Source organism: Opitutaceae bacterium (assembly GCA_015075305.1).
In the GTDB taxonomy this organism is placed as follows: domain Bacteria; phylum Verrucomicrobiota; class Verrucomicrobiia; order Opitutales; family Opitutaceae; genus UBA6669.
The window spans coordinates 194,740-221,622 of record JABTUS010000006.1 but is presented as its reverse complement, the minus strand read 5'-3'; the positions used below and the strand labels follow the sequence as shown (position 1 = coordinate 221,622).

Here is a 26,883-nt window from a genome sequence, read left to right as displayed (position 1 = left end):
CCACATGCCCCATGGCCATCTACCTCAATGATCTGATCGGACGCATCCCCCCCACAGTTGAGAGTCGGGTCAAGCGGGTGCGCGATCAAACAAGGTCGGTAATCCAGGAAGCCCTCCGCACAGAATGTCGGCTGCACATGCGCACCCCTGAAGATGCGGCAAATAACCGCCCCGGGGCACAGGTGCCCGTCGAAGTCAGCCCAGGATATCCGGCGATTTTGCAGGCGGTACAGTTTCCTGATGACTTTGAACTGATCCTGCTGCTGAGCCGCTACCGGGCGACTTTGGAACAAGCAAAATCCGGCACGGCCGGACTGCGCAAGCTGCGCGACGATTTGTTGCACATCCATCAAGGGGAACGCTGGGTGGACGTGGAATCATCCACTCTGGTTGCGGTGGAAGCTTGGAGTGACAAATTGCTTACGCTGCTGCACCAAAACGATCCGTTGGACAAGCTGCTCGCCATCAGGGGTGACTTTCTGGGTTTGTATGAGTTTGATACGGGGGATTATTGGGTTGAAGACCACCACGTAAACCGCGCCTCCATCAAGCTCTACTGGGGCGTGATTGGCCTCGCCGCCCAATGGCTTGGCTGCGAGGTTGAAGACCTGACCATCGTCGTGCTCACACATGAGCTCGCCCATGCTTACACCCAACTGGGCGCGGACATCGAATCCAGGCGTTGGGCCGCTCCGGTCTTTGCCCGCACGGATGCAGGCGTGGTGGAAGGATTGGCCCAGTATTACACCGACCGAGTGTTACGGCGTCTGGAAAAACGGTTCCCCGAAGCCTTCAAGGCATACGAAACCATGCTGCCCAGACAACCGGAGGAATATCGGACCCATGAAAAATGGGTCAGGGAATATTCCCCCGAGGCGGTCCGTCGGGCCATGCTTGAGGTGCGGCGCTGGAGAGAGTTGTCGCTCACCAATTTCAACCGCAGGTTGATCGAGGCCCATCACGAACTGCATCCCGCAGACGTCTAATCACCCGGTAATGAACTCCCTCGAACGCAGCCTCATCCGCAAAGCCGGCTATGACCACGGCTGGGAAGTTGTGGTCGAGGAGAGTCCTGAACAGGTGATTCTGGCTTCCGCCCTCCATGGAACGAGAGCACGGGTAACGGCAGTCAGTGGCGGCACCGGGTGGGAGGTCGCCCTTTCTTCCGGCATCCTGACAGACGAGCTGGTCCGGCTCACACCGGCAGCAGGCCAATCCAACGGGGGATTTCGTGCAGTTTCGGAAGGCCGGCTCGGTCAGCTGCTGCACCAAGCAGCATTAATTGCCCGCACGCTTCCGGACGAACCTTTTCACCGCTATGCCAAAGCCGTTGCCGAGGAGTTGGCCGCTGCAGGACCAACTTCAGCGACCGAAGTTGAACGGATGGTGCGGCAGCGGGTTGGCCAGAATATATATCGCGAGAGCCTGATGGATTACTGGGGCGGAGCCTGTGCGGTAACCGGCATAGCCATCCCCGAGGTTCTACGAGCCAGCCACGCCAGGCCTTGGGCCGAGTGTGCGACCGATGCCGAACGGCTGAACGTGTTCAACGGGTTCCTGCTCTGCGCCCACCTTGACGCCCTGTTTGACCGGCACCTCATGAGCTTCAACGAGGTCGGCGAAGCCGTTTTCGCCCCGAAAATCGATCTGAGCACCCGGACTACCCTTGGCCTGGGTCCCCATATCCGTCTGCGCTGGATTCGGGACAAGCACCTGCCGTTTCTTGACTACCACCGAACACGCTTTGCGAACATGAGTAACATCACCGCTTGATCCTTAATTCTCCGCGCATCTCCGGGAACCCCGGCAAGCACTCGGCCGTCGTCAGGTGTCAGATCTGCGACTTGGAGCTAAATGCTTGCCATCGATTCATCAGTTCGTCTCCCCGCAGACGGTCTGCCTGTTCTACCCCTGCAACACCCCAAGCGCTGCGTCGCGGCCCGAGTCGCGGCTAGAGTCGGCGCTGGCGGCCAAGATACTCCTCGACTTGCGCTATCAGCCCGCCAGCAAAGCGGCTCTTGCAGCACCTCTCGGGCACAAAAACGTGCCCGGTGAACTGCATAAGCAGATCAAGCGCCTGAGAAGCCTTGGCCTCATCGAATTCACCATGCCCGAAAAGCTCAACAGCCGCCTGCAAAATACCGGCTGACGGATAAGTGAAGAAGGGAATTGGCGAATAGGGAACAGGGGGGACAGGGAACACCCATGAAGATTACTTCGCATCGTGAACTTGAGGTCTGGCGTGAGGCTATGGATCTGGCGATGGAGGTGTTCATCCTATTCAAAATATTCTCGAGAATCCAATCCCCAAGCCAAAGGGGTCAAACTTCACCTTTCGCATTCCTCATTATCAAACAACGATTGGCAATTGGCTGTTCGCGTCGTCCCTTGCAGCATGGCGGCGGCGGAGACGCACGGTTCGAAATGAACCGGCGATGCATTGCCATTGGCGGCCCCCCAAGCCTCCGGGCACATTCTCAGCGATATTGCGAATCGGCGCATTTCCGGATCGGATCGGGAAGCCCGCCGTCATCCGTCATTCATGCGCAACCAATTTTATTCCGCGTTCGATACCGAAACCTGGGAGTCCGGCAGGAAGGCGGACTACCGCACGCTGTTTCAGATCGACCGCGACCGCATCATCCATGCGCATGCGTTCCGCAAGCTCCAGTCAAAGACCCAGGTCTTTCTCTCCGGCGAATACGATTTCTACCGGACCCGGCTCACGCATTCCATGGAGGTCGCGCAGATCGGACGCTCGATTTGCAACTACCTTCGGACCCGCGGCGATCCGCTCGGCGATGAGATGTTTATCGACGCGGACCTCGTCGAAGCCGTGTGTCTCGCGCACGACCTGGGGCATCCGCCATTCGGTCATTCGGGAGAGCGCACGCTTCAGGAGCTCATGACCCCGTGGGGGGGATTTGAAGGCAATGCCCAGACGCTTCATCTGCTGACTGAAACGCTGTACCAGGACAGCACAGGCGTCCACGGCATGCAGCCCACGCGCGCGCTGCTGGACGGCGTCCTCAAGTACAAGAAACTCTTCAGCGAGTTCCCCTCCCCTCCCCAGCGGCATTTTCTCTATGACTCGCAGGAATCCGTGCGCGCCTTCGTCTTCGCAGGCAACCCGATCCCGACCGAGCTTCAGCAGGGGGATGCGCTGAACGGCTTCAAAAGCGTGGAGTGCCAGATCATGGACTGGGCGGACGACGCCGCCTATTCGTTGAATGACATCGTGGATGGCGTGAAAGCGGGATTCCTCACCACCGAACGAATCGAGCGCTGGGCCTCGGAGATTGGCATCGGCGCGGCGGAACAGGTTTGGATCGACGCCCTGCTCGCAGCCATCCGGTCCGACAGACTCGAACTCACCTTCTCCCAGAAAATCGGCCAGTTCATCACGGGATGCCGGCTCCGGCAAAAATCGTGCTTCCTGTCGGCCCAGACCAATCGCCACCGTTTCGAACTCGTGGTCTCGGATGGCGCACTTCAGGAGGCCGCCTTCTACAAGCGCATGGCCAACGACATCATTTTCGAAAGTCCGCAGCTCCAGCAGATGGAACACAAGGCGCGGCGCGTGTTGTTCGATCTCTGGAATTCCGCCTGGACAAACTACGTCGATCGAAAATCGCGCACGATTCGAATCCTCCCTCCTCAGACTGGCAGGCTGATTGAGGCCGCACCCGATGAGGCCGCCAAAGCCCGGCAGATTTGCGACTGGCTCGCGGGCCTGACCGACGGCATGATTGTGCGAACCTATCGCAGACTCTTCGACGCGGAATTCGGCAGCATCCGCGACCTGAGCTGATCCGCCTGATTGATTCCCGCCCACCCATGAACGTGCTCTTCCTTCACGCCCACTGCGACGACTACGAATTCACGGCCGCCGGCACCTTCGAATTGTGGCGGCGCAGGCTCGGTACCGACCTTCGTGCGCGTGTCGTTGTCTGCACCGATGGCGCCGCAGGCCACCATTTCCGCACACGCGAGGAAACCGCAAAGCTGCGTGTCAAGGAGCAGCAGGCCTCCGCGCGCATCGGCCAGTTCGAATTCGATCTGCTCCGGCTTCCGGACGGATCCGTTCCGCGCGAGGCCTGCCTGCAGGTCAGCATCCCCCTTCTCGCCGCACTTTGGAAAACAATCAGGGATTTCAAGCCCGACTATATTTTCTGCCCCCCGCTCGCCGGCGACATTCTGGCGGGCATCCACAATGATCATGAAACGATCGCTGAGGCGGTGCGCCGCGTCGCCTACATGACCAATGTGCCTCACGCGTTCACACCTGAGTATCCCTGCGATGAGACCCTCTCAACGTCCTGCAAGGTGCCAGTCATCCTGACCGTCTACGACGGATACATGTCCGGCGCGAACTCGTTCGATTTCGCCGTCGATGTGGAGGCGGCTTTTCAGCAAGTCGCGGAGATGAGCTGGTGCCACCAGTCGCAGATTCGCGAGTGGCTGCCCTGGGTCGGCCGCCACCGCATGAGTCCGCCCGCCACGATGGCCGACTGGCTGCCGACGCTGCGCGAGCGCTTCAACCGCCAGAATCGTGAACTTGGCTTCCCAGGCGGCCATGCCAGGGAGGTTTTTCGCGTTACAGCATGGGGCAGAATTCCAACGCTGGAGCAGCTCGAAAAAGACCTGCCACCCTTCCATCACCTCCCGGGCCAGCGTGCTGCGCTGGAGGAACGGCTTCATCGCTGGAACCACGACTGAGTTTGCCGGCGATTGCCAGCGCCATCCAGCATTCCAACCCCCTTCACTCATGAAACCTCACCATCCAACCGTCCTTCTCGCACTCATTCTCAGTATTGCACTGCCCGCCTCCGCGAGGCCACGCCCCGAACTCGCCGCTTCGCCACCGATGGGCTGGAACAGCTGGAACTGGTTCGGAAAGAAAAGCATCAATGAACAGGTCGTGCGCGAGACGGTGGATGCCATGGTCTCCTCCGGCCTGCGCGATGCCGGCTACACGTTTGTCGTTGTCGACGGCGGCTGGCGCGACACCCAGCTCGCTCCCGACGGAGGCCTGCGTTCGCACCCGGAACGCTTTCCCGGAGGCATGAAGGCTCTTGCGGACTATGCCCACTCCCGCGGATTGAAATTCGGCCTTCATACAGTGCCCGGAACCCACGACTGCGGCGGCGATCCGGTTGGCGGCCTGGGACATGAGGAGGTGCAGATGAAACAGTTCGTCGACTGGGGCCTCGATTTCCTGAAAATCGACCGCTGCAGAAACAAGGCATCCGGTCGATCCGAGGACAACGGCTGGACGGAGGATGTCGTCAAGGCGGTCTACACGAAGTGGAGCGGTCTCATCGAGCATTGCGGGCGCGACATGGTTTTCAGCATCAGCGCCTACCGCTTTCGCGACTGGTATCCGCAGACCTGCCACATGGCGCGCACCACCTACGACATCGAGGCGCGCGTCACCGGCGGTGCAGTCTTCGATGACGGACTCACGGACAATCGCTCCGGGAAATTCCACAGCGTCATGAATGTTGTGGAGCTCAACAACGCAGTCGCAGCCCACGCCGGCCATGGCTACTGGAATGACCCTGACATGCTCGTGACCGGTGAACAAGGGCTGAGCCCCGACGAGCAGCAGACCCATTTCGCGCTCTGGTGCATCATGTCGGCGCCCCTCATGATTGGAAGCGATCCCCGCCACATGATCGATGCTGAAAGGAATCTTCTTCTGAATCGCGAAGCCATCGCCATCGATCAGGATTCCACTGAACAGGGTCGCCGCATCCGGCAGACCAACGGGACCGAGGTCTGGCTCAAGCACCTCAAACATGGCCGCCTCGCGGTCCTGCTGGTGAATCGCGATGCGAAGGAAACGAGACAAATCTCCTTCACGCGCACCGATGGCGGACCAAAGGGGACCTGGATCGTGCGCGACGTATTCTCAAACAAGGACCTCAAGATTTCCGACGGCAGAATCAGTCTCTCCACCCCGCCCCACGGCAGCCATCTGCTGATTGTCTCCCGCGGATCGAAGTGAGCACGCTGCGCGCGGCGCTCACTTCAGGATCACGGCGGGATGCCTTGAAAAGCATTGGGGCTGCGCCTCACCGGCGGGCTCGAGGAAGCTCACTTGCAGCTTCCCATGAATTTCTGCCGCGCGTCGGCGGCGTCCTTCAGCTCCTGGGCTTTCCCGGCAAACTGTTCGTTCGCCCAGTCGGCGGCCTTCTTGGCGTCGATCCGTCCCGATGAGTCGGAGATTTTCTCCCAGGAATCATCACCCTTGTTGGCCTCCCAGGTGAAAACCTCTCGCCGCTTTTTCTCCGTTTCCGTGTAGCGTTTTTCTTTCACGCGCACGCCTCGCACGCATTTCTCAATGGTTGCGCAGGTTGCATCGATGTCGCGCAAGCCGGCATTCATCGAGGCGGTGAACTTGGACGCGCCGGCAAGCCGCAGCTTTCCTTTGAGGACTTCCTCGATTGTTGCCGAGCCCTGGCCAAGGTAGCGCAGGAGAGCACCGACGACCGCACCGCCGGGTCCGTCGCCCTTCGGCAGGACGCGTTTCCCCAGTTTGCCCGCCTTGGCGAGCGTGTCGAGATAGTCGGCGAAATCTCCGGCCGCGGCGGCGACGGCGTCCTTGTCCGTGTAAACCTGCAGCATGAGCTCCTGCTTGCCGTCGAGCAGCGTGAATGACTTCTTCTCCGCGCTGAGTTCGCGCTCTTCCCCCTCCTTGCATGGCGGCGGTTCGTCGACGACGGGCCTGTCTCCCGCCGGCGGGGCAGGCGCGCGCGGGGGCAGCGTTGGCGGAGCGACGGGGCCCGTCGCTGGCGGCGGCGCGGAGGGATTTCTGGTGCGCTTGTGTTCTGTCACAAAGTCCACTCCGTCCTTCTCCTCCGACTCTCCCACTTCGATCCAGTTGCAGAACTTCAGGGCGGGTGGTTTGTCACCTCCGAAGTAAATCCCAAAGGGCCGGCTGTCCGGCGGTCTCGTGACGGGTACGCGCCAGCGACCCGCCTGTCCACCCGGGTTCCCCTCGACATGCAGGACCTGTCCCCCCAGCCAGTGAGGCGCAGGATTGGCCCACACGACCTCGGCCTTGATGTTAAATCCGCCCGCGGCAGTTCCTGTCACTGTTCGCTGGATACGATACTCCCCGTTCGATCCCAAGTCTGGATCGTCCGGCTGTATGTCGTAACGCTGCGAGTTTCCGCCGGCCGTGTTTACTGTGCCGACGGTGGTCAGTTCAAACGGCACGGGGTGCTGCAGCCCGCGCAGCCCTGCGACCACCACCGTGAGCGGCGTCGTTTCGCCGCTCAGCAATTCAAGCTTGGGCGCCGACAACTGAACCTGCACCACACGCACGGGCCCCTGGCGCAGCCGTCCGCGGTCGCTCACCGTCAGTTGGCTTTCGCCTGGTGGGAGATCCAGCGGCGCGCGGCCGATCGCCCGGCGCGGCGACTCGGCGAGCACCTCGATCGGCTGGCTGCCAAGCAAAACCTCAGTGTTCGCGAGGTTTCCATCGAATGCGCCCGGAATTCTGAATGATGAGCCGGCGGTCACGGTCTGCGGCCAGGAAAAATCCGCGGTTGGCAACGCGACAGCACCCGGATGCCTGACCGGCACGCTGGCCGTCCCCCGCCCACGGCCTGATCCAAACGCCACCGGAAATCTCTCCCATACGGATGCCGGCACGCTCACGGAGAACACGGGTGTTCCGGCGCGGACGGGCTGTCCACCAACGTCGATGACGGTGCCGCGCAGCACCCCCGTGTTGGACACTCGCTCGGTCTCGTTTCGACCCGAGGGCTCAATTTCAACGGTGCCGGAAATGGTGTCCCCGGCAGCGAGATCGTCGGGCAGGTGCACGCGCACGACGCCCTGAATGGAGTTGTAGGTGATAGTGTGCAGGCCGTGCTGCGATTGCACGACGGTGGACGGAGCGGGAGCTGACCAAAGCGGCAGCAGGCATGCGTGGGCGACAAGACCCGCGAAAATCAAAGCGGGCATCGCACCAGCAATTGGGGAATTCATGGCGACAGCATTTTCGCGCGGCGCCTAACAATCACGGCATCCGCGCAGCTATTCTTGTGCGGACAAAAACGCGCACGGAAAATTTCCGCCGCGGAGGTACAACACCCATACGTCTAACTCCACCTCTCCCTCGGCACAAGCCTGCTGTCAAAATGTGACGAGGATCCGATTGCCACTGAAGTTTCGCCTGAGTCGAATCTGAAACTGAATCCAAGACAGCCCACAGGGACCAGCGTTACCGCGCAAGCTCGCCGCGGTTCACCGCATCCTCGATCATCGCCGCCGAATACTCCCAGATCGCCGGAGCGCCCTGCTTGATCTGGGCGTTGCGCGCGAGCACGCGATCACGGGTGACGCCATGGCGATTCCACGCGGCCCCTTGCGTGCGCACATTGAGCAGCATGGGCTGGAAGCGATCGACTGCTGTCGCGAATTTTGACTCGGCCGTCGCCTTTTCCTCAAACTCTTCCCACAGCGATCGCATTTCGTCCCGCTGGTCCTCGGGAAGCAGCCCAAAGATCCTGTCCGCGGCCCGGGCCTCCCTCTCGTGCTGATCCGCCATGCGGGCGGTGTCGTACGCAAAGGTGTCGCCGGCATCGATTTCCACCAGGTCATGGATGATCAGCATCTTCAGAACCTTGAGAATGTCCAAGGAACGATCCGCCGCGTGTTCCGCAAGGATCACCGCTATCAGACAAAGGTGCCACGAATGCTCGGCGTCGTTTTCCGCGCGCCGGCTCCCAATCACCAATGTCTGCCGAAAAATTTCCTTCAGCTTGTCAACTTCGACAATGAACTGAACCTGTCGGGAGAGCCTGGATTCTTCCATGCCCACGCTTGTCTCAATCGTTCGCAGACCGCGAGCGCGATTGCATCACCGAAGCCAGGACCAAATCCGTCGCGGACGAATATCATAGCCGAAGCGCTGCTTTTTACGGGATTTGTCCAGCAAGTCGCAATAAGTGCGCCCACCTGAACCTTTTCCTTGCTAGCGACGGTCATGACAGGCTTCGTTTGGGGGCTTTTGCCTGTATGAAAATCCTCGTCGCCGACAAGATATCACCCAAGGGAGTCGCCTTCCTGCGCCAGCAGCAGGGCTTCGAAGTGATTGAGGCGTACGGATCCTCTCCGGAAAAGATCCTGGAATTGGTGAAGGATGTCCATGCCATCGCCGTGCGTTCGGAGACCAAGATCACCGCGGCGGTTCTCGCCGCCGCACCGCTGCTCAAGGTCGTCGGGCGCGCCGGGGTTGGCGTCGACAATGTCGATGTCGAGGCCGCCACCGAGCGCGGTGTGATCGTCATGAACACGCCCTCAGGGAACACGGTCGCGACGGCTGAACTCACTTTCACCCACCTCCTCTGCGGCGCCCGTCCGGTTCCCCAGGCGGCGGCGTCCATGAAGGCCGGGCAATGGGATCGCAAGAGCTTCAGCGGCATTGAACTTTTCAAGAAGACGCTCGGCATCGTTGGGCTCGGCCGCATCGGAGGTGAGGTTGCCAAGCGTGCCCAGGGCTTCGGCATGCGCGTCCTCGCCTACGACCCCTACCTGGCACCCAGCCGCGCCAAGGCCATGCAGGTGGAGCCGGCGACTCTCGATGAACTGCTGGCCCAGTCGGACTACATCACCGTGCACATGCCGCTGACCGACGACACGCACTACATGATCGACGAGGCCGCCTTTGAAAAGGCGAAGAAGGGCCTGCGGATCTTCAATTGCGCCCGCGGTGGCATCATCAAGGAAAGCGCGCTGATCGCAGCGCTCAAGTCCGGCAAGGTCGCTGCTGCGGGCCTGGACGTTTTTGAGGACGAGCCCCTCGCCAAGGACAGCGAACTCCGCCAAATGCCCAACGTTGTGCTGACACCGCATCTCGGAGCATCCACCGCCGAGGCGCAGGAAAGCGTCGGCATCGAGGTCGCGGAGCAGATTGCCGACGTGCTGCGCGGCGGAATCATCCGCAACGCCGTCAACATGCCGTCCATCGACGCCGCAGCCGTCAAGGTGCTCGGCCCGTACCTCGACCTCGGCGCAAAACTCGGCACCCTGGTGCAGCAGATCGCACCCGCACAGGTCTCCACCCTGCGCATCACCTACTGGGGCCGGGTTCTGGATCTCGACACAAACTCCATCACGCGCGCGATCGAACGCGGCTACCTTCGCCGCATCAGCGGCAGCAACGTCAATTTCGTCAATGCGCCCGTGGTGCTCGAGCGCCTGGGCATCCGGTGCGATGTGCTGAGATCCACGGAGAACATCGACTACACTGAATTGCTCGGCGTCGAGGCTGTCGCCGCGGACGGCACCATCCGCTCCGTGACCGGCACCTTGTTCACAAAGGCGGCCAAACCCCGCATCGTCGCCATCAACGGCCGTGAGGTCGAGGTGGAGGCCTCTGGCAAGCTGCTGATGATCGAAAACAAGGACCAGCCCGGCATGATCGGCTACATTGGTTCGCTCCTGGGCAAGGATGGCGTCAATATCGCGAACATGTCTCTCAGTCGCCAGGCTCCAAAGCAGAACGCGCTGATCGTGATCAATCTCGACAGCGAGCCCAGCGAGGCGGTCCGCAGGGAATTGAAGGGCAACGCCAACATCGCGCTGGCGAAGTACGTGGAGCTCTAGACTCTCCTCCACACACTGATACATGCTGCTGCCGCTGCTCATCGCAGGTATTGTCGGATATGGCCTGGGCTCCCTTGCCTTCGGCTACTGGGTGGCGCGGTCGCACGGAATCGACATCTTTCAGCACGGCAGCAAGAACCCCGGCGCCACCAATGTGCGCCGGGTTCTTGGCAGGAGAGCCGGAAACCTCGTCTTTCTTCTCGACGCCCTCAAGGGCGCCGCGGCGGCGGGCTGGCCGCTGGCGGCAGGGCGTGCGCTGGGGATCGCGCTGTTTGCTCCGTACGCGCTTGAGTCCGCGGTTGCGGGGCTCGCGGGCGCGCTCATCGGACACAGCTTCTCCTTCCTGACGCGCATGCGCGGCGGCAAGGGTGTCGCCACCTCCGTCGGCGGGTTCGCCGTCCTCTTTCCTGTTGGCCTCCTGATCGGCGCGGCGGTGTGGGCGGCGACCTTCTACACCACGCGCTACGTCTCCCTGGCATCCATGCTCGCGGCCATCACGCTTCCCGTGGCCGCCCTTGCGCTGCACGAGCCCGCTCTTGTGCTCGCCCTGACGCTCGCCGTCGCAGCCTTTGTCATCATCCGGCACCGCTCGAACGTCGTGCGACTCTGCAAGGGCACTGAATCGAGGTTTTCGCGCAAGCCTTCCGGCGACGCCAGCCGCTGAACCGCATCCACACCGACCACTCCCACCAACAACCTTTCATGTCATCCCGTACTATTCGCATAGGCATCTGCGGACTGGGCACCGTCGGCCAGGGTGTCTGGAAGCACCTCTCGGCAAACCGCTCCGCGCTAGAGGCGCGACTCGGGGTCCGCCTTGAGCTTGCCAAGGCCTCCGTGCGCGATCTGAAAAAGTCGCGCAGCGTCAACGTACCATCAGGGAGGCTCGTGACGGATCCGATGGAAATCGCGACGGATCCGACGATCGACATTGTCTGCGAACTCATCGGCGGCACCACCCTGGCCCGCCAGATCACCCTTGCCGCGCTGAAACTCGGCAAGGTCGTGGTTTCAGCCAACAAGGCGCTTCTCTGCGAACACGGCGCGGCGATTTTTGCGGCAGCCAGAAAGGGTGGCGGGCATTTCTTCTTTGAGGCGTCGGTCGCAGGCGGCATTCCCATCATCAAGGCCATCCGGGAGGGCCTCGTCGCCAACCGCTTCTCTCTGATCTGCGGAATCCTCAACGGCACCTGCAACTACATCCTCACCCGCATGGCCACCGAGGGGGCCGGCTACCCCGAGATCCTTGCGGATGCGAAGCGCCTGGGCTACGCGGAGGCCGATGAGTCCCTCGACGTCGAGGGCTGGGACACCGCGCACAAGGCATCCATCCTCGCGTATCTCGCCCACGGCACCTGGGTGAAGACGCCCCAGATGATCGTCGAAGGCATCACGCACATCACCCAGGCGGACCTGAAGCACGCCGCCACCCTTGGCTACGGCATCAAGCTCCTCGGCATCATCAGCCGCGACTTTGAGAACAACGAGTTGTTCGTCCGCGTGCACCCCACCCTTGTTCCGCGCGAGCGCGTGCTGGCGAATGTCAACGGCGTCTTCAATGGAATCGCCGTGGTCGGGGACGTCGTCGGCACCACCACCTACATCGGGCGCGGCGCCGGGCAGGACGCCACCGCGAGTTCCGTCATCAGTGACATTGCGGACGCGGTCTCGCTGCTGAACACCGGCCGAAAGCCGGGTCATCAGGAAGTCCGGACCGCGGCGTCCGAACTCGACCGCCCCGCTCATCCGCCGGTGAAAATCTCCCCGCTCGATCACATCGGCGGACGCTACTACCTGCGCACAACGGTGCGCGACCGCCCCGGCGTGCTCGCACAGATAGCCACCGTGATGGCAAAACATGCCGTCAGCATCGAGAGCGTCATCCAGACCACCGCTGACCGCCCGGGAGCGGCATCGCTGATCCTCACCACGCATGAGAGCAACGAGAAGGCCATGCGTTCAACGCTCGCCGCCATCGCCCGCCTGAAGAGTGTCCTGGAAAAGCCCCTGCTCCTGCGAATCGGCGATTTTTCCGAATAACCTCCGCCCATCGATTTTCACGGCCCAACGTTTCATCCATGGCTCGCATTGTACAAAAGTATGGCGGCACCTCCGTCGGTGACGTCGAACGCATCAAGAAGGTCGCCGAACGCGTCAAGGCTTCGCGCGACGAAGGCAACCAACTCGTCGTCGTGGTCTCCGCCCGCGCCGGAGTCACCAATGAACTTATCGCCCGCGCCAAGGCGCTGACGCCCGTGCCAGCGGATCGCGAGCTCGACCAACTGCTCGCGGTCGGCGAGCAGGAGACGATCGCGCTGACGGCCATCGCGCTGCACGGCGTGGGCGTTGATGCCGTGAGCTACACGGGCGCGCAGGCCGGCATCTTCACGGACAAGGTGCACACCAAGGCCAAGATCCGGACCATCAACCCGCAGTCTGTCGAAAAGGATCTCAAGGCGGGACGCGTCGTCATCGTCGCCGGCTTCCAGGGCATCAACGATGACGGTCAGGTCACCACCCTGGGTCGCGGGGGTTCGGATCTGACCGCAATCGCCCTGGCGGCCGCGTTGAAGGCCGACAAGTGCGAGATCTACACCGATGTCGACGGCGTCTACACCGCCGATCCTCGGGTCGTGAAGACTGCGCGCAAGCTCGACGAGATCTCCTACGACGAGATGCTCGAGCTCGCCTCCAGCGGCAGCAAGGTCATGCAGTCGCGCAGCGTCGAGTTCGCAAAAAAATACGGCGTCGTTTTCGAAGTTCGATCCTCCTTTAACCACAACCCGGGTACCATCGTGAAAGAAGAAGTCGCTTATATGGAACGTGTCGTTGTCCGCGGCGTCGCCGTCGACAAGGACCAGGCCAAGGTCGTCGTCAGCAACATCCTGGACAAGCCGGGATCCGCTGCGCGCGTTTTCCGCGCGCTGTCGGACGCATCCGTCCTGGTCGACATGATCGTCCAGAACATCGGCCGCCAGGGAGTGGCCAATCTCACGTTCACGGTTCCGCGGACCGACACCCAGAAGGCGCAGAGGGCGCTCGAGCCCATTCTCGCTTCGATCGGGGGCGGAACGGTCACCATTCTCGACAACATCGCCAAGCTCTCCGTTGTCGGCGTGGGCATGCGAACGCACAGCGGCGTCGCCGCGACGCTGTTTCAGTCGCTGGCCGACGCGGGCATCAACATCGAGCTGATCAGCACCTCCGAGATCAAGATCTCGGTGGTCATTGATCAGTCCCGCGCCGACGACGCGGCCCGGGTCGCCCACACCGCCTTCGGACTCGACAAGGCGTAAGCCGATCCACATCCGCCGGTCGAGCGCCGTACGATCGCCATCGCACCATAACGACCTGCGGACATCTGGGATGCGCTACCTATCGACACGCGGACAGACTCCTCGCCTGGGCTTCAGCGATGCCGTGGCCACGGGGCTCGCCCCCGATGGCGGTCTCTTTCTTCCCGAAACGCTGCCGCAATTCACGGCTGAAAACCTGAAGGAATGGGCGCGACTCGACTACGCATCGCTCTGCTTCGAGTTCCTCCGGCATTTCGCCACGGACATTCCCGAGGCGACACTCCGCTCTCTCGTCGGGCGCAGCTACTCCGGATTTTCACACGCGGACATTGCCCCGCTTGTGCGCCTGAACGAAAACCTGTTCGTCCTCGAGCTGTTTCACGGCCCCACCCTCGCATTCAAGGATTTCGCGCTGCAGTTGCTGGGAAACCTCTACGAGCAGCAGTGCCGTGACCGCGGCCAGAGCATCAATGTCCTCGGAGCAACCTCGGGCGACACCGGTTCCGCGGCGATTCACGGCCTGCTCGGAAAACCCGGCACCGCCATATTCATTCTCTACCCCGAGGGCCGCACCTCACCGCTTCAGGAGCGCCAGATGGCCTGCACCGGCGCGGCAAATGTTCACGCAATCGCGATCAAGGGGACCTTCGACGACGCCCAGTCCATCGTCAAGGAGCTGCTGGGGGACCAGGAGTTTCGGATGCGCCACCGGCTCTCGGCGGTCAATTCGATCAACCTGGCCCGCATACTCGCCCAATGTGTTTACTATCTTTACGCCTGGCTCCGGCTGCCGGCCCGAGCGCAGGCGGAGGCAGAGTTTGTCGTGCCAACGGGTAATTTCGGGAACGTGCTCGCAGGCTGGATGCTTCAAAAGATGGGCGTGCCGCTTCGCGGATTCCGGGTGGCCACGAATCAAAACGACATCCTCTACCAGCTCTTCACCACCGGGGATTATCACGTCACCGATGTCCGCCCGAGCCTCGCCCCGTCGATGGACATCCAGGTATCGTCGAATTTCGAGCGCTTCCTCTATTTCCAGGTCGGCCGCGATCCCGCCCGTGTTCGCGAAATCATGCGGGAATTCAAGAACACGGGGCGCCACCGCTTCGACAACTTTGACCGCGACACGTTCACAGCCTCCCGCTGCACCGATGCGGAGATTGCGGGAATTGTGTCCGACGTGTATCGAAAGTTCAACTACATCGTCGATCCGCACACCGCCTGCGGCTTCAAGGACCTCGCCGCGGACCGCCCCAGTGTCGTTCTTTCGACCGCGAGCCCGGCGAAGTTTCCGGAGACGATCCGCGCCGCAATCGGTATCGAGCCCACGCATCCGAGCCTGGAGGAGCTGAAGTCGCGTCCCCTTGTCAGGACCCTGCTGCAGGCCGACGCGGGCAAGGTCCGGGAACTCATTGACCGGCACGCCGTCTAGGAGCCTGCGTCCATGCGAGCCGTCGTGCAGCGCGTCTCCTCCGCCCGTGTGTGCGTCGACGGACGCACGGTTGGGGAAATCCCCGGCACCGGACTCCTCATCCTTCTGGGCGTCGGGCCGCGGGACACGGAGGCCGATGGCGACTGGCTCGCCCGAAAGATCGCATCGCTGCGGGTTTTTTCCGATCCGGCCGGCCAGATGAACCTGTCCGTCGTCGACGTGGATGGCGGCCTGCTGGTGGTCAGTCAGTTCACGCTCTTCGCCAGCACCCGCAAGGGCACGCGACCTTCGTTCAACAACGCCGCATCGCCGGATCTCGGCCGGAGGCTCTACGATAGGTTCATCGAACAACTCTCCGGGGCCGCCGGCCGGCCGGTGGCTCGCGGAGAATTCGGCGCGCACATGGACGTGTCCCTGGTGAACGACGGCCCGGTCACGCTCTGGATCGACACGGAGCGCAAGGATTAGTCCGGATCCCTCGGAATTCCGCCGGCGCTCCCGGTGCGCGCGTCATTGTCATGAAGCCCGCCTCAAGGCAGGGGAAACTCATTCAGCCGCGCGAACCAGCATGACGGCATCAGCGGCAATGATGTCGCCCACGCGGGCGGCCAGAGAGACCGTTATTCTTTCGCCCTTGATCAGGTCGAATCGACCCAGGCCGTTCCAGCGGTTCGCGTTGATCCGCTGATTCACGGACTGCGCGTGAGATTTCCCGCCATGCACAACCACCACATCGGCCCGCCGGGCAAGATGAGAGTCCTGAGGCCAGCGCAGATAAATATCGTAGTGACCGTCGAGCGGGACGGCGATCGCCCAGGTTGCCGACGTCGCTGCACTCTTCACAGTGGCCAGCGCGCAATCGCTCATGAAGCAGCCCGGCCTCGTGACGTTCTGCCATTCGCCTGCCAGCTGGCAGGCGGGCTCCCTGTTGTCCACGGCAATATGCGTGATCAAATCCAACCAAGTCCGCACTCCGCCACGCTCGACATAGCCGTCTGACAGAACCCTCCTGAATCGAACCGGGCCGTCCTCAGCCAGGTAGCATTCCATGTATTCAATCCCGGCATTGAGCGCAGCCTGGTAGCGCCAGGTTTGCTCCTTGGCCGGATACTTGTGCCAGAAGGGGGAGTAAAAGTAGTTGATCACCCTGAGATGCACCGGGACGAGGTCGTTGCCACGATCGGAGTGGCAGTCCCAGGTCACGTTGTCGACCACCCGGCCCGCAGGCGTGTCCGGGGTACCATCCCCGTCGGTGTCTATCAGGTTGCCAACTCCGTGGGAAAACCCCGTACTGCCCCGACCCGGCGCATTGAGGTGGGCAAAGTAATCCTGCACCAGGTGCAGACCGTCGCCAAAAATCCGCATCGCCGCCCGGTGCTCCGCTTCTGTGGCGGCGACCAGCCTGAGCCCGTGGGCGATCTTGAGGCACTCGAGCGCATTGTGCAGGCGCGTGTCATCCGGCAGATGGTAGGCGAGCACCGGCGAGGTGTGCTGCACTTTCGTCGGGTCATCCCCCGTGATCATGCGGACGCCAGCAAACGATTTCGCCAGATCCGCGGTGAAAACCTTTTCGGATTCATTGTCCGCATCCTGCACCGCCTGCACCACATGGGGGATCAATCCGTGCATGGACGCATAAGCCTCGAAGGCCTTCGCCTCCTTCGCCGCGCTCGCCGCCAGCATCCCGTGCGACGCCCGGGTCCAGGCTCCCAGGATGGTGGGAAAGGTCAGCCACACCCACGCCATCGTGATGGCAATGATCCGGTCACGGACAGCCTGCCCGCGGATTGCATACTTATTCAGCATCTTAATGAAATGAGAATGTCCGCCTTGTGCCGGTGTCAAGGGCGTCCCCCATCTCCGGGGACGCCCCTGCTCCTGGAAATCGTTTCAGGGCACCATTGCTGCAAAACCAATTCCCGTGCCGAAAACGCACGCCGTGCCGACCGCAGGTCGCGCAGTCACTGGAACTTCATTTCAAACTCGCTCTGCGCGTCAAAGACGCACCTGACGGACGGGCTTGCCGGCGACGTTGAGATCCTGACAGTAACCCTCTCCGGAAATGTGTCCGCAGAGTACCAGCTCGATGTTGGTCGCGGGCTGCATGTCGGGCACCATGATGAGCGACCAGGAGCCCTTGTGCTCCAGGGCCGGCTTGCAATAACCACTTGACTGCGCACGAGCGGCAACCGCCAACGGCAGGGCAAAGTCGATCAGGCGGATTCCGGTGCGGATCTTGATCTTCATGGGAAACGCGCGTCGGTTCTGGGGCGAAACACAACAATGCATCCGGGAAAGCGAGCCCAGTCCCTTCAAGGGGTCACTCCGTCTCCGCCTTCATGGTCCGTTCAATGCGACGGTCGGGCACAAGCCAGATGAGCGCAACAACCACATACAGCGTTTGCGCCATCCATGGCCGGACCAGGGAAAGCAGAATGGCCGAGAAATAGAGAATCGGTGAGAGTTTCCCCTTCCAGTCCCGGCCAACCGCGGTCCGCAGCGGGGAAGCCATGCCTTGAGCTCGGATGATCGCCTGCTGAAGAATCCAGTACGCAATGGCCGCGGCCAGGAGCACGCATCCATAAAGCGCCGAGGGCAATGCATGGAAATGATTCTCGCCCATCCAGCCGGTCACGAACGGGAACAGCGAGAGCCAGAACAACAGGTGCATGTTCGACCAAAGGATGCCACCCGTCACACGATTGCAGAGGTGGAGCATGTGATGGTGATTGTTCCAATAGATGCCGACATAGACAAAACTCAGCACATAGCTCATGAATGCCGGAACCAGCGGCTTGAGGGTTTCCAGGCTCTCGCCATGAGGCACCTTCAGTTCAAGCACCATGATCGTGATGATGATCGCAATGACACCGTCACTGAACGCCTCCAGTCGGTTTTTTCCCATGATCATGGAAATCGTGAGGTCTCGCAGAGCCGCCTCACTTCTGCCGCTCGGAGAGGATGCCCTTCACATCCCCCTGCGTGCGCGCCAACTCCACACGGCTCAAGTTGTAGAGGTAGATCGCCTCGTTGAGATTGTCCCCCGCCTGCCCGAGGCGGTTCTGCGCGTCGATCAATTCGCGGTTGTCGGCAACCCCTTCGCGAAATCTTTTTTCCGCAAGGTCCAGTTCCTCCCGCGCCAGGCGGAGGCTTTTCTCGGCAACGCCGACCTGTGCAAGGCGCGAGCGGGCATCCTGCACCGCCAGGCGCACCTCGCTCGATATCAGGAGCTCGAGCTGCCTGAGGCGGAATTCCTGAGAGCGGATCTGAGAGAGAGCGATGCGCTGGTTGGTGCGGCTTCGAAAGCCGTCAAACACCGGTATCGACATCGCAACGCCCGCAGCCCAGCCCTGCTGCGGATCATCCTCGTAGACACGGGTGTTGGCCAGATTCCATTCGCCGCTCAGTGAGAGCGTGCCATAGCGATCGAGCTTGGACGCTCGAAACAGCTCCTGGTTCTGCTGCAGCGCCTGTTTCAGGCGCAGGTATTCGACGCGCTTCTCGAAGAGCGTCTGCTCGAACCCATCGACAAACCGCGGCTGCTCCGTTCTCCGGACTTCAAAGTCCTCCAGCCTGAGTGACGCCGCAGGATCAAGATCCAGCAACCGCTTGAGCAGGAGCTCGCTTTGATACACCACAGTGTCCTGCTGGATGCGCGCCTGTTCCGCTATCGCGAGCTGGGCTTCGGCACGCGTGATGTCGATCTGAAGGGCGGCGCCAGCCTCGGCGCGATTCCGCGCAAGCGTAACCAACTCCCTTGCGCGCTGGGCGTTCGCATCGAGCACCGAAATGCGCTTCACGTTCCGCAAGTGCGCAAAAAACGTCTGCGCCACCGAGGCCATCACGCTCTGGAGCGTTGTCTCAAGATCCAGTTCCGCGACCTTCACGCCCACCAGCGCCGCACGCCGAAAGGCCATCTGCTGCGGACTGTAAAGCATGTAGGAGCCGGACAGCCGGCCATCAAACCGGTCCGCGGGCGTTCCCTCCGATTTAGACGTCTCGGAAATCGACGATGATTTTGTCCTCCGCTGCTGCGCGCTGAGTGATACATTTGGCAGGAGCCCTACGCGCTGCTGATTTGCAGCCTCCATGGCCAGGCCGACCGATTCGCGGCTGAGCAGGACGTTCACATTGACCCGGTCCACGCTTGCCAGGGCTTCGTCCAGGGAAAGAGGCGTCGGTTCCTGCGCTTGCAAGCCAGAGGCAAACAGGAGTGCTGTCAGCAACGGCATCCGGGTCAACATCATGCGCGGGCAGTCTTTCATTTCTCCACCACCTGCGCAAGCCTCGGGAGTTGTCACTCCAGCGAATCGCCTTTATGTAAGCGGCCAGTTGTCGTTACCGATCCATAAATCAAGCCACCATGCGCATAGGCCTTGCACAGCTCAACACAACCATCGGTGATCTCGACGGGAACCGGAAACGCATCCTTGATGCCTACCGAGTTTCGGTTTCCGAGGGCGCCGACTTGGTGGTGTTTCCCGAAATGGCGGTCTGCGGTTACCCACCCAGGGACCTTCTCCTCAAACGACGGTTCGTTTCCGATATTGAAAAGTGCCTGGAGGAAATTGCGGCACAGATCGGTGATGTTCCGGCACTGATCGGCACCGTCCAGCCCAATTCCTCCGCGCAAGGGCGGCGCTTTTACAACGCTGCGGCATTTTGCGCCAACGGCAAGGTCGCGGGTTACGGCCGGAAATGCCTGCTTCCGACCTACGATGTCTTTGACGAGGATCGTTACTTCGAACCCGCGCCCACCCCTTGGATCGCATCACATCACGGGGCGCGCATCGGGATTACACTCTGCGAGGACATCTGGACCGATCCGCGCTTTTCCCCACGGCATCTCTATCGCTTCGATCCCATCAAATGGCTCGCGAGTGAGCGGATTGATTTGATGGTCAATCTTTCCGCCAGCCCCTGGCATTTCGCAAAGGACAACGTACGGCAGGCTCTCGTGACGGACGCCGCCCTGGCCTTGAATTGTCCGGTTGTTTACGTGAACGCCATCGGAGGAAACGATGAGCTTGTGTTTGATGGTCGCAGTCTGGTCGCCGATGCGCAGGGCAAGATCATCGCCGGCCTTCCAGCCTTTCAGGAACAGATCCTCGTTGCGACCGTTCCGCTTGAATCTGATCAGCGAACGGCCGTTTCCGCTCCCTCGCCAACCGTCGGCCCCATCCACATCGCCCCCTCCTTCGCCCAGGATCCACTCGCGGACATCCATGATGCGCTCGTCCTGGGTTTGCGGGATTACGCGTGCAAGAGTGGTTTCAAGAGGGCGCTCATCGCTCTTTCCGGAGGCATTGATTCAGCGGTCGTCGCGGTCATTGCAGCCGCCGCGTTCGGCCCGGAGAACGTCATCGGGGTATCGCTGCCGTCGGCGATCTCGTCGCAGCACTCGCGCGACGACGCACGCATCCTCGCGGAAAATCTGAGCATCCGGTTCGAGACGATCGCGATCGCCGAAGCAGTCGACGCCTGTGAGGAAGCGCTGCAGCCGGTCTTCAGCGGGCGCCCGCGCGACGTGACCGAGGAGAACATTCAGGCGCGCATTCGAGGCGTCATCATGATGGCGCTCTCCAACAAGTTCTGCTCGCTGCTGCTCACAACGGGCAACAAGAGCGAAATGGCGGTCGGCTACTGCACGCTCTACGGCGACATGTGCGGCGGCCTCGCGGTGATCAGCGATGTGTTCAAGACGCAGGTCTATGCGCTGGCCCGTTGGATCAATCGCGATCGTGAAGTCATTCCGCTCAGCTCCATCGAAAAGCCGCCCAGCGCCGAACTCCGCCCCGGGCAGACGGACCAGGACAGCCTTCCTCCCTACGACGTCCTCGACGCAATCCTGCGGGGCTATGTCGAGGAGGGCCTCTCACGCCGCGATCTGGTCGCCCAGGGGTTCTCCGAGGCGGTGGTCAATGACATTGCACGCAAAGTCGACCGCAACGAATACAAGCGAAAGCAGGCCGCCCCGGGCCTCAAGATCACGCCGCTCGCTTTTGGAGTCGGCCGGCGCATACCCATTGTCCAGAAATACGTGAATTGAACAAACGATGACATCGATGACGTCAGACCAGCTCTTTGCCCGTGCGCAGCAGCTCATCCCCGGAGGCGTAAACTCGCCCGTGCGGGCGTTTCGCTCCGTGGGCGGCGCGCCATTCTTCGTGAAGTCTGCAGCGGGCGCCACCCTCACGACCGCGGACAACCGGGAACTCATCGATTTTGTCTGCACGTGGGGTCCGGCAATCCACGGGCACAATCATCCGCGGATCAAGGCCGCCATCGCCGAGGCTCTGGACCATGGCACGTCATTCGGAACTCCAAATCCGTACGAGGTGGAGATGGCCGAGCTGATCGTTTCCATGGTTCCATCGATTGAAAAGGTGCGCATGTGCAACAGCGGCACCGAGGCAACCATGTCCGCCATCCGCCTCGCCCGTGGATTCACGCGCCGCGACAAGATCATCAAGTTTTCCGGCTGTTATCATGGGCACTCCGACTCGCTGCTGATCAAGGCCGGTTCGGGCGCCCTGACCCATGGGAACCCCGACAGCGCGGGAGTGCCCGCCGTCTTCGCTCAGGAAACGATCGTGCTGCCCTTCAACGACCGCGCTGCGGTCACGTCCGCATTCCGCGCGAATCCCGGACAGATCGCATGCATAATACTTGAGCCCTACCCGGCGAACGTGGGTCTCATTCTGCCGGAGCCCGGTTACCTTGCATTTCTGCGCGACGAGTGCACGCGGCACGGCAGCGTGCTGATTTTTGACGAGGTGATGACGGGTTTCCGTCTGGCCAAGGGCGGCGTCCAGGAAATCGAACGCATCAAGCCGGACCTCACCACGCTCGGAAAAATCATCGGCGGCGGACTCCCGGTCGGCGCATTCGGTGGTCGGGCGGAGATCATGAACCAACTCGCCCCCATCGGACCCGTCTATCAGGCGGGCACACTGAGCGGAAATCCGCTGGCCATGGCGGCGGGCATCGCAGCGCTCAAGATGCTGCAGGAGGAGGATCCCTACGCTCGTCTGGATCGCATGGGGCGTCAGATTCGAGACACACTCCTCGCAGCCACCCGCTCCAAAGGACTGCCCGCAACCGCCCCCCAGACTGGATCGATGTTCAGTCTCTACCTGAGCGCAACCCCTGTCCGCGACTACGCCACCGCCTTGCAAACGGATGCCAAACTTTTTGGGAAGTTTTTCCACGCTTGTCTGTCAAAAGGGGTGTATCTTCCTCCCAGTGCATTCGAAGCCTGTTTCATCAGCACAGCCCACGACGGCAGGGTCATCGACCGCGCCTGCGAGATTCTAAGCGAAGCCATTCTTTCACTTTGAACATGTTTCCACGCCTGAGAGTGCCGTTCATCCAGACTCCCTTCGGATCATGGGCGAAGCATGCATTCACCTCGGGCGCAGTCGCGTTCGCATGCCTCGCTTGGCCGGGTGTTTCGTCCGTATGCCATGCTGATCAGGACGCGAGGCCCTTTTCGTCGGCCCAGCCAGTCGATGCACCATCAATGCCAATCGACGATCTGAAGCCCGGCATGGAGGGCCAGGTCTGGACGGTATTCCGCGGCAACACGCCCGAGCCATTTTCCGTGGAGGTCACCGGAATCATCCGGAATGCGCTCGGCCCGGGCAAGGCGCTGATTCTATGCCAGCTCACCGATCCTCGCGTGCAGAGCATGGGTGCGGTCGCCGGCATGAGCGGCAGTCCGCTCTACATCCACGGCCGCCTGGCAGGCGCCCTCAGCTATCAGGTGCAGCGCTTCGAAACCGTGCGCTATGCCGGATTCACGCCCGTCGGTGATCTCACCGAGGTTGCGGACAAAGTTGGCATCGTCCCGCTCACCCCGTCCCCTGTCGGCGGGAAGGCTTCAGCAATCCGGCAGAGATCGACTGATGATGAGCCGTTTCAACCGCTGAATCCGGTCTTTTCGTTCACCGGACTTTCTCCCCAGGTGGCGGAACTGCTCGCTCCTCGATTTCAAGCGATTGGGCTGGCAACGACGTCGATAGGCGGATCCACGCCCCAAGGTTCACCGCCGGCTTCCGGCTCGCCCGCGAACGCCGACCGGACCCTCACAGCCGGCGAATCCGTGGCAGTCGCGCTGGCTGTCGGGGACATCACGATCGCTGGCACGGGCACGGTTTCACGCGTTGAAGGCAGCCGGGTCACAGCCTTTGGACATCCCATGCTCGGAATTGGAGACGTGGCGCTGGCGATGTGCTCGGCCGATATCGTCACGATTCTTCCTTCGAACCTGAATTCGATGAAGGTATCCAATGTCGGTCCCGTGATAGGCACGCTGCTTCAGGACCGCCTGTCCGGGGTTGCCGGAGAACTCGGTCCAGGACCGGCGATGATTCCCATAGAAGTGGTCACTCCGAACCGCACGCTGCGCTTCTCAAGCGTGCGGCATCCCCAGCTTGCACCGCTCGTCGTCGCGGCTGGCGTAACCCAGGCGGTGGTCAGCTCCAATGACGCCGGTTTCGTCGAGGGCTTCAAGGTCTCCACCCGCGTCTCGTTTCCCGGCGAAAAGCCGCTCGAAACCAGCATGCTTTATGCAGGCCCCCAGGGATTCACAGCCGGGCTTGCGGAATTCCTGCAGTCGCTCAACGCGACACTCCAGAATCCGTTCGAAAAGGTGTTTCCGGAATCCGTCGCCGTGGACATCGAGCCCCTGGCGAACCGCCCCTGGGCCTACCTAGACCAGTTTCAGCCGTCGGCCACGCGCGCAAGAGCCGATGGCACCGTTACATTCCAGTTCTCAGGCCGCGACCATCAGGGAGCGGCACTCACTGAAAGGGTATCCTGTGAAATCCCGCGCGGATGGATCGGCAGGAACCTGGAGCTTGTCGTCATGAACGGCCGGGAACTGGACAAGGCGACAGGCAAGGCCGGCACCGCGATCACCACGGATCTGCGCACCTTTTCAGAGTATCTGGCTGCACTTAAGAATACACGCAGGCCGGACGGCCTGTATGTCGCCATTCTTGAGCGGGCGGACGCCCTGCTCGATCAGAATGCCAGGCTGCTCGATCCTCCCGGATCCATCGAGCGCATCACCCGGGGCGGTTCGAACTCCCGATTCGCGCACCAGGATCTCGAGGTCTCCCTTTGGGAAAGCCACGTCTTTTCCGACCGCTTGATCAACGCCAGCATCCGGCGGCCGTTCTCGGTCTCCGAGTAGCCCGTCCACCTTACCTTGACGCATGTCCCACACCTTCTTTCGCCAAACGGCGCGCATTCGCAACCGATCCCGCCTTGCGCTTGCGGCGCTGCTTGCACCGCTGCTGATCGTTTCGACACGCCTTCCGGCCGATCCGCTGTCGAAACAGATGGAAATCGACTTCTACCGCGACACAACCAGCCGGTCGCTCAAGGGTCTGGCCACACGCTCTGACGGCCGGATCGTAGCCGGACCGCAGTTCACGGATCTCACCGGGCCGCCTCTCGCTGATCTACTGTGGGCGCTGACTTCCGCAGGCAAAGGCCGGTGGTGGCTGGGCACGGGACCGGAAGGCAGGGTGCTCGAAATCACGTTCAATCCGGAGAACCCCCTCTACTCGAGTCGGGAGCTTGTGCGGCTCAACGACAGCAATGTGTTCGCCGTGCTGCGGCTGCCGGACGGCGGCCTCCTTGCGGGAACCTCACCCCGGGGCACCGTTCAACTCGTCAGGGATGGCAGGGTCACGGCCGGCATCTCGCTTCCGGTCGACTCGATCTTCGACCTGAAGCTGCAGGATTCCGGCACTGTTGTCGCCGCCACCGGAAATCCGGGACGGATCTACCGCATCAATCTGCGAAAGTTCGCTTCGGGGGGCGTCACGACGGAAAAAATCACGGACGAAAGGATCCTTGCGGAACGAGGCGTCACGCTCCTCGGCGCGGTCAGGGACCGAAACCTCCGCAAGCTCGCCCTGCTCGAGAACGGCGACATTCTAGCAGGATCGGCTCCCAGGGGAAATTTGTATTCATTTTCCCATGACGGCGGCCCGCCGCGCATCCTGCTTGAAAATCGCGATGCCGAGGTTTCGGACATCCTGGTCGCATCCGGCGGGGACATTTACGCCGCCCTCGTGTTTTCAGGTTCGGGCAACGCGCCGTCCCGAATCAATCGTCCGCCGCCTTCGCCGGTGTCCGCGACGGAGAAGGAGACGGCATCAGGACCTCCCTCCTCACCGGATTCGCCGCAGGAGCGCTTCACGGGACGCAGCTCGGTCGTTTGGATCCCCCGAGGCGGTGGTTTTCCCGAAACCATCCTGTCGCGGAGCGGCGTTGCGATCTACCAGCTGGGTCTCCGCGAAGAAACCCTGCTCGTTGCGGGCGGTGAGCACGGGGATTTTGCCGGCTACGACCTCCGGCAACGGCGCTCGCTGACCTTTCCGGGAAGCATCTCCTCCCAGATAAGCGGACTGGCCGCCATCGATTCACACCGCCTCCTGGCGGTGCGCAACAATGCCCCGGGACTGGCATTGATCGATTTCGAGGCGGCGGGGTCGCGTGAATTGGAAACCAAGCGGCTCGATGTCGGAATCCCGGCGCGCCTCGGCGCGCTGCGCTTCAACCGACTCCGCGACGTTTCAGATGCGGCCGTCAATCTCTCCCTCCGCGCGAATTTCGGCAGCGACGAAATCGAGGGATGGGGACCGTGGGAGAAGCTCCCGGAGAACGATGGAGGCTGGCAGGCTTCATCAGCAGTTCGCGGACGATACGTACAGCTCAGGCTGAAACTGCCTGCGGAGACTCCCTCCTCGATGGAGATCGACAAGGCGGCGCTGTATTTTCTCCCGCAGAACCGCCGCCCCACGCTCACCGACTTCCGGCTCTTTGCCGCGAATTTCGCGCTTCTGCCCGCACCTGAACCAGCCCCCCAGGCATCCATCACGCTCGGCCAGATCATCAGCCGGGGAAAGGACGCGCCCGAGGAGAAACGGCGGAATTCCCTCCTATCTTCCGCCGTCGTCCCGAGCCCTGGCATGCAGATCGCCTACTGGACCTTGAACGATCCCGACGGCGACAAACTCGCCGCCACCTTTTCACTGCGGAAAGACGGCGACGCGCGCTGGACTGATGTCGCGGTGCAAATCGATGCGTCCTACGCACAGTTCGACACATCCCATCTGCCGGATGGCACCTACTTCACCCGGCTGGTGGTCAGCGAGGAGTCGCCGCGGCCGCCCGCCGAACGGCTCACCACCACCTTCGAGACGGATGATCTCGTCATTGACCGCACCCCGCCTGAATTCGTCCGCGCAGTCGCGACACGAAAGGATGACAACCTGGTGGTGACTGTCCAGGGGCGGGACAATCTCTCCCTGCTCGAGGGCGTTGAATTCCGCTTCAACAACGGCCTTGTCGAAACCGTTGAACAGCCTGCGGATGGCATTCGCGACGGTCGGGAGGAAACCTTCATCCTGGAAACCCCGCTGTCCCGCCTCGCACCCTCCACCAATGTGGAGGTCGTCATCTACGACAGCGCGGGAAACAGCTCCGCACGCCGACTGACCTGGTAGCAGCGAT

General features: G+C 61.8%; 22 protein-coding genes. 16 read left to right on the top strand and 6 right to left on the bottom strand.

Translation table 11 applies throughout. The features are described from left to right. The first annotated feature begins 11 nt into the window (after positions 1–11). The 6 genes from HS122_13110 to HS122_13085 all read left to right on the top strand — a co-directional run bounded on the left by HS122_13110 (position 12) and on the right by HS122_13085 (position 6,010). Positions 12–986, top strand: coding sequence for a hypothetical protein (locus HS122_13110; GenBank protein MBE7539338.1), 975 nt, complete (start codon positions 12–14; stop codon positions 984–986). A gap of 10 nt (positions 987–996) precedes the next feature. Further along, positions 997–1,773 (top strand): HNH endonuclease, encoded by a 777-nt coding sequence (locus HS122_13105; protein ID MBE7539337.1) that lies wholly within the window; start codon positions 997–999, stop codon positions 1,771–1,773. An 85-nt stretch (positions 1,774–1,858) separates the two neighbouring features. Then, a complete protein-coding gene (locus tag HS122_13100; GenBank protein MBE7539336.1) occupies positions 1,859–2,149 on the top strand; it encodes a hypothetical protein in 291 nt (96 codons plus the stop codon). 393 nt (positions 2,150–2,542) lie between these two features. Next, positions 2,543–3,811, top strand: a complete 1,269-nt coding sequence (dgt, locus tag HS122_13095) for a dNTP triphosphohydrolase (GenBank protein ID MBE7539335.1) — start codon at positions 2,543–2,545, stop codon at positions 3,809–3,811. Between the two features lie 26 nt (positions 3,812–3,837). Beyond that, positions 3,838–4,719: a PIG-L family deacetylase gene (locus HS122_13090; protein MBE7539334.1), complete on the top strand. Its 882-nt coding sequence runs from the start codon at positions 3,838–3,840 to the stop codon at positions 4,717–4,719. 49 nt (positions 4,720–4,768) lie between these two features. Further along, positions 4,769–6,010 carry a glycoside hydrolase family 27 protein gene (locus HS122_13085; protein ID MBE7539333.1) on the top strand — a complete coding sequence of 414 codons (1,242 nt, stop codon included), beginning with the start codon at positions 4,769–4,771 and terminating at the stop codon, positions 6,008–6,010. Between the two features lie 89 nt (positions 6,011–6,099). On the opposite strand, the gene HS122_13080 is transcribed toward HS122_13085, so the two are convergent. After that, the gene (locus HS122_13080; GenBank protein ID MBE7539332.1) at positions 6,100–8,001 is read right to left on the bottom strand and encodes a hypothetical protein; all 1,902 of its coding nucleotides are present in this window, start codon (positions 7,999–8,001) and stop codon (positions 6,100–6,102) included. A 235-nt stretch (positions 8,002–8,236) separates the two neighbouring features. Continuing rightward, a complete protein-coding gene (locus tag HS122_13075) occupies positions 8,237–8,830 on the bottom strand; it encodes an HD domain-containing protein (GenBank protein MBE7539331.1) in 594 nt (197 codons plus the stop codon). A gap of 203 nt (positions 8,831–9,033) precedes the next feature. Here HS122_13075 and HS122_13070 point away from each other — a divergent pair, with 203 nt between their 5' ends. The 6 genes from HS122_13070 (at position 9,034) to HS122_13045 (ending at position 15,819) form a co-directional block, all read left to right on the top strand. Then, entirely contained in the window at positions 9,034–10,623 is a 1,590-nt protein-coding gene (locus tag HS122_13070; protein MBE7539330.1) for a phosphoglycerate dehydrogenase, read from the top strand. A 22-nt stretch (positions 10,624–10,645) separates the two neighbouring features. Further along, the gene (gene plsY / locus HS122_13065) at positions 10,646–11,287 is read left to right on the top strand and encodes a glycerol-3-phosphate 1-O-acyltransferase PlsY (protein MBE7539329.1); all 642 of its coding nucleotides are present in this window, start codon (positions 10,646–10,648) and stop codon (positions 11,285–11,287) included. 38 nt (positions 11,288–11,325) lie between these two features. Beyond that, on the top strand, positions 11,326–12,663 hold the full coding sequence (locus tag HS122_13060) for a homoserine dehydrogenase (GenBank protein MBE7539328.1): 1,338 nt from the start codon (positions 11,326–11,328) through the stop codon (positions 12,661–12,663). Positions 12,664–12,701: 38 nt separating this feature from the next. Further along, positions 12,702–13,919, top strand: a complete 1,218-nt coding sequence (locus tag HS122_13055) for an aspartate kinase (GenBank protein MBE7539327.1) — start codon at positions 12,702–12,704, stop codon at positions 13,917–13,919. A gap of 70 nt (positions 13,920–13,989) precedes the next feature. After that, complete coding sequence (locus HS122_13050; GenBank protein ID MBE7539326.1) at positions 13,990–15,351, top strand: threonine synthase; 1,362 nt, start codon at positions 13,990–13,992, stop codon at positions 15,349–15,351. A 12-nt stretch (positions 15,352–15,363) separates the two neighbouring features. Then, a complete protein-coding gene (locus tag HS122_13045; protein MBE7539325.1) occupies positions 15,364–15,819 on the top strand; it encodes a D-tyrosyl-tRNA(Tyr) deacylase in 456 nt (151 codons plus the stop codon). Between the two features lie 78 nt (positions 15,820–15,897). On the opposite strand, the gene HS122_13040 is transcribed toward HS122_13045, so the two are convergent. From HS122_13040 to HS122_13025, 4 genes are all read right to left on the bottom strand, one after another. After that, on the bottom strand, positions 15,898–17,157 hold the full coding sequence (locus HS122_13040) for a hypothetical protein (protein ID MBE7539324.1): 1,260 nt from the start codon (positions 17,155–17,157) through the stop codon (positions 15,898–15,900). A gap of 189 nt (positions 17,158–17,346) precedes the next feature. Then, entirely contained in the window at positions 17,347–17,598 is a 252-nt protein-coding gene (locus HS122_13035; protein ID MBE7539323.1) for a hypothetical protein, read from the bottom strand. Between the two features lie 73 nt (positions 17,599–17,671). Next, positions 17,672–18,256: a DUF1211 domain-containing protein gene (locus HS122_13030; protein MBE7539322.1), complete on the bottom strand. Its 585-nt coding sequence runs from the start codon at positions 18,254–18,256 to the stop codon at positions 17,672–17,674. 34 nt (positions 18,257–18,290) lie between these two features. Next, on the bottom strand, positions 18,291–19,616 hold the full coding sequence (locus HS122_13025; GenBank protein ID MBE7539321.1) for a TolC family protein: 1,326 nt from the start codon (positions 19,614–19,616) through the stop codon (positions 18,291–18,293). 98 nt (positions 19,617–19,714) lie between these two features. On the opposite strand from HS122_13025, the gene HS122_13020 reads away from it, so the two are divergent. From HS122_13020 to HS122_13005, 4 genes are all read left to right on the top strand, one after another. Then, entirely contained in the window at positions 19,715–21,400 is a 1,686-nt protein-coding gene (locus HS122_13020; GenBank protein ID MBE7539320.1) for an NAD+ synthase, read from the top strand. A gap of 16 nt (positions 21,401–21,416) precedes the next feature. Then, the gene (gene hemL / locus HS122_13015; protein MBE7539319.1) at positions 21,417–22,691 is read left to right on the top strand and encodes a glutamate-1-semialdehyde 2,1-aminomutase; all 1,275 of its coding nucleotides are present in this window, start codon (positions 21,417–21,419) and stop codon (positions 22,689–22,691) included. Positions 22,692–22,873: 182 nt separating this feature from the next. Then, positions 22,874–24,550 carry a hypothetical protein gene (locus HS122_13010; GenBank protein MBE7539318.1) on the top strand — a complete coding sequence of 559 codons (1,677 nt, stop codon included), beginning with the start codon at positions 22,874–22,876 and terminating at the stop codon, positions 24,548–24,550. A 22-nt stretch (positions 24,551–24,572) separates the two neighbouring features. After that, a complete protein-coding gene (locus HS122_13005; protein MBE7539317.1) occupies positions 24,573–26,876 on the top strand; it encodes a hypothetical protein in 2,304 nt (767 codons plus the stop codon). The last annotated feature ends 7 nt before the right edge of the window (positions 26,877–26,883 follow it).

Bases quoted from the DNA above. Each gene is read 5' to 3' on its own strand.
- HS122_13075 (MBE7539331.1), bottom strand. From the start codon at position 8,830: ATGGAAGAATCCAGGCTCTCCCGACAGGTTCAGTTCATTGTCGAAGTT.
- HS122_13045 (MBE7539325.1), top strand. From the start codon at position 15,364: ATGCGAGCCGTCGTGCAGCGCGTCTCCTCCGCCCGTGTGTGCGTCGAC.
- HS122_13070 (MBE7539330.1), top strand. From the start codon at position 9,034: ATGAAAATCCTCGTCGCCGACAAGATATCACCCAAGGGAGTCGCCTTC.
- HS122_13060 (MBE7539328.1), top strand. From the start codon at position 11,326: ATGTCATCCCGTACTATTCGCATAGGCATCTGCGGACTGGGCACCGTC.
- HS122_13005 (MBE7539317.1), top strand. From the start codon at position 24,573: ATGTCCCACACCTTCTTTCGCCAAACGGCGCGCATTCGCAACCGATCC.
- HS122_13105 (MBE7539337.1), top strand. From the start codon at position 997: ATGAACTCCCTCGAACGCAGCCTCATCCGCAAAGCCGGCTATGACCAC.
- HS122_13080 (MBE7539332.1), bottom strand. From the start codon at position 8,001: ATGAATTCCCCAATTGCTGGTGCGATGCCCGCTTTGATTTTCGCGGGT.
- HS122_13085 (MBE7539333.1), top strand. From the start codon at position 4,769: ATGAAACCTCACCATCCAACCGTCCTTCTCGCACTCATTCTCAGTATT.
- HS122_13025 (MBE7539321.1), bottom strand. From the start codon at position 19,616: ATGAAAGACTGCCCGCGCATGATGTTGACCCGGATGCCGTTGCTGACA.
- HS122_13055 (MBE7539327.1), top strand. From the start codon at position 12,702: ATGGCTCGCATTGTACAAAAGTATGGCGGCACCTCCGTCGGTGACGTC.
- HS122_13020 (MBE7539320.1), top strand. From the start codon at position 19,715: ATGCGCATAGGCCTTGCACAGCTCAACACAACCATCGGTGATCTCGAC.
- HS122_13010 (MBE7539318.1), top strand. From the start codon at position 22,874: ATGCCAATCGACGATCTGAAGCCCGGCATGGAGGGCCAGGTCTGGACG.
- dgt (MBE7539335.1), top strand. From the start codon at position 2,543: ATGCGCAACCAATTTTATTCCGCGTTCGATACCGAAACCTGGGAGTCC.
- HS122_13110 (MBE7539338.1), top strand. From the start codon at position 12: ATGGCCATCTACCTCAATGATCTGATCGGACGCATCCCCCCCACAGTT.
- HS122_13050 (MBE7539326.1), top strand. From the start codon at position 13,990: ATGCGCTACCTATCGACACGCGGACAGACTCCTCGCCTGGGCTTCAGC.
- HS122_13035 (MBE7539323.1), bottom strand. From the start codon at position 17,598: ATGAAGATCAAGATCCGCACCGGAATCCGCCTGATCGACTTTGCCCTG.
- HS122_13030 (MBE7539322.1), bottom strand. From the start codon at position 18,256: ATGGGAAAAAACCGACTGGAGGCGTTCAGTGACGGTGTCATTGCGATC.
- HS122_13090 (MBE7539334.1), top strand. From the start codon at position 3,838: ATGAACGTGCTCTTCCTTCACGCCCACTGCGACGACTACGAATTCACG.
- plsY (MBE7539329.1), top strand. From the start codon at position 10,646: ATGCTGCTGCCGCTGCTCATCGCAGGTATTGTCGGATATGGCCTGGGC.
- hemL (MBE7539319.1), top strand. From the start codon at position 21,417: ATGACGTCAGACCAGCTCTTTGCCCGTGCGCAGCAGCTCATCCCCGGA.
- HS122_13040 (MBE7539324.1), bottom strand. From the start codon at position 17,157: ATGCTGAATAAGTATGCAATCCGCGGGCAGGCTGTCCGTGACCGGATC.